This window comes from Pseudoalteromonas shioyasakiensis (genome assembly GCF_022398475.1).
Classification (GTDB): Bacteria; Pseudomonadota; Gammaproteobacteria; order Enterobacterales; family Alteromonadaceae; genus Pseudoalteromonas.
In genome coordinates this window covers 1-2723 of record NZ_JAKEVM010000250.1, presented here as the reverse complement: position 1 = coordinate 2723, position 2723 = coordinate 1, and the positions used below count along the sequence as shown (strand labels likewise).

At 40.5% G+C, this 2723-nt stretch carries 2 protein-coding genes and 1 rRNA gene; 1 reads left to right on the top strand and 2 read right to left on the bottom strand.

What is annotated here, in order from left to right; genetic code table 11:
• Positions 1-199: ribosomal RNA gene (locus L1D51_RS21165) — 16S ribosomal RNA — on the bottom strand; the annotation flags it as partial.
• A 550-nt stretch (positions 200-749) separates the two neighbouring features.
• Between L1D51_RS21165 and L1D51_RS21160 the strand changes: the two genes are divergently transcribed.
• The gene (locus L1D51_RS21160; protein ID WP_054564015.1) at positions 750-2168 is read left to right on the top strand and encodes an alanine/glycine:cation symporter family protein; all 1419 of its coding nucleotides are present in this window, start codon (positions 750-752) and stop codon (positions 2166-2168) included.
• Between the two features lie 17 nt (positions 2169-2185).
• On the opposite strand, the gene L1D51_RS21155 is transcribed toward L1D51_RS21160, so the two are convergent.
• Positions 2186-2632: a hypothetical protein gene (locus tag L1D51_RS21155; RefSeq protein ID WP_062566985.1), complete on the bottom strand. Its 447-nt coding sequence runs from the start codon at positions 2630-2632 to the stop codon at positions 2186-2188.
• Between the last annotated feature and the right edge of the window lie 91 nt (positions 2633-2723).

Genomic DNA, 2723 nt, shown 5'->3' with positions numbered 1-2723 from the left:
ACTTTGGTCCGTAGACATCATGCGGTATTAGCAGTCGTTTCCAACTGTTGTCCCCCACCATAAGGCATATTCCCAAGCATTACTCACCCGTCCGCCGCTCGTCAGCAGAGTAGCAAGCTACTCTCTGTTACCGCTCGACTTGCATGTGTTAGGCCTGCCGCCAGCGTTCAATCTGAGCCATGATCAAACTCTTCAATTAAAAGTTTTTTGAAACCGAAGTTTCATGCTCAATGAATTCTGTATAAATTGACTATATAGTCACTCATAAGAAATTGAGACTCTAAATTTGTTTGCGTCATCTAGCGAACTAGAATCTGCTGTTAGAACTCAATCTGTACGAGTGCCCACACAGATGATTGCTTTATATTGTTAAAGAACGTTGCGACGTTGTCGCTAGGGATGCGTATAATACATCCTTAATTTTTCGAGTCAACACTTAATTTTAAACTTTCTTTTTAGACCGTTTTAAACCGAATTTTTACTTAACTCCCTGTCACTTTGTTCAGCGCTTTTCATTGCTGCCCGCCGTGTCAGTGGATGCGCATTATAGGGATGCGAGGAATTAACGCAAGCACTTTTTGAAGGTTTTTTTGAATATTTTCAAGTTAATCAGATACCCACCAAGTGCAAACAAGTTACTCACAAACAGCTGTGGATAACTGATGTTTTTTAGCAGAATAACTAAACTCTCCTCGCTTGTTATGGTAACTTGCGCCGCAGATTTTCCACTCGCTCACAAGGCAAGAAAAATGACAGACATTATAAATAGTATAAGTGGTCTCCTTTGGGGTCACATTCTGGTTTACCTTTTAATAGCTGCGGGGCTATTTTTCACTCTTCGACTCGGTTTTATTCAATTCACTCAATTCCCACATATGATCAAAGTGATGTTTCAGAGCCGCCAAGGTTCTGGCGATGGCATTTCTTCATTCCAAGCATTTTGTACTTCTTTAGCTGCGAGAGTAGGTACGGGTAATATGGCAGGTGTTGCCGTTGCACTTTATTTAGGCGGTGCCGGGGCAATTTTCTGGATGTGGCTTATTGCTTTAATAGGTATGGCGACAAGTTTTGCCGAGAGTACTCTTGCTCAGGCATATAAAACCGTCGATGAAGATGGCAACTTTCGCGGTGGCCCTGCTTATTATATGGAATATGGTTTGGGCAAACGTTGGATGGGTGTGATCTTTTCTCTTTGCCTTATTCTTGCTTTTGGCTTGGTATTTAATGCTGTTCAATCAAACTCTATTGCTGCTGCATTTAATGTTGCGTTTGGTATTCCAAACTATGTTGTAGGTATCGGCTTAGTATTAGGGTCAGGCATTATTATTTTTGGTGGCTTAAAAACTATTTCACGTTTTGCAGAAATGGTTGTGCCATTTATGGCGCTGGCTTATTTGTTAGTTGCACTTTATGTGTGTGCCATGAACTACGATTTATTACCGGACGTATTTATGCATGTTATTAATAGTGCCTTTGGTATCGAGCAAGCGGGTGCGGGTGCAATAGGTTATGGTGTAATGCAGGCCATGATCCAGGGTATTAAACGAGGTCTATTCTCTAATGAAGCTGGTATGGGTAGCGCTGCAAACGCTGCTGCAACGGCAACACCTAACCCACCGCACCCTGCCTCACAAGGTTATGTACAAATGCTCGGCGTATTTGTAGATACAATTATTATATGTACTGCAACTGCAGCCCTTATTTTATTATCACAACAGCTTATACCTAATTCAGGTGTAACTGGCATTGCGTTAACACAAGCTGCCCTTGAAGAACACGTTGGTAGTTGGGGTGCGATATTTGTTGCGATTGCAATTTTGTTTTTTGCATTTACCTCGATAGTTGCTAATTATTCTTATGCCGAAACCAATTTATTGTTCTTAGAGCATAACCATGCTTCGGGTATGTTGATATTCCGATTATTGGTACTTGGTATGGTGATGTTTGGTGCGCTTGGGGAATTGCCACTCGTATGGACCCTTGCCGATGTTTCGATGGGTTTAATGGCTATTGTTAACGTCATCGCTTTATTTATGTTATCGGGCGTCGTTATTTGGCTCGCGAAGGATTACAACACACAACGTAAGGCAGGTAAATTACCTACTTTTGATCCTTCGCAAAACAAAAAGCTAGATCAAACCATTCCTAAAGGCGCATGGCGTAAATAATCTAGTTAAGTAAATTCTTATTTAGGGAGCGTTTGTGCTCCCTTTTTTGTATTTGCTAACTTTTCAAAAACAGACAATATGAATGTAATTTGTTGCTCGTTAAGTTTGGACTCAAGCTCAGTAACAAGCTGATCTTTAATTTGCGCTTTTAATGCTTGTTTTTGTTCTGCGGTTAGTAATGGCTGCGATTGTTGCTGATAAGATTGCACAGCAGTAAGCATATCCATCACCACGTCATTATCGAAATCGGTTAGCGCTGCTTTGGCATTACTAATGGCTTGTTCTGATTTATCGAAGACAGTCGATACTTTATCGACAAGCACGCTCACCTCATGAATTTTAAGTACATCGTTAATATTCGACATAATAATCGCAACAGGAATGAGTACTAATGAGATCGCTAGACAAAGCCCAAATACTGCGCCTACCCAAAACTGATTTAAGCCACGTTTAAATTGCTCCATTATCTTTCCTTGATCCTATTTATTGATTAAAACTTGAAACGCGTTAGATGTTTTAAAAAGACTAAGGAAACTTTAAAGCTATTTTGGCACA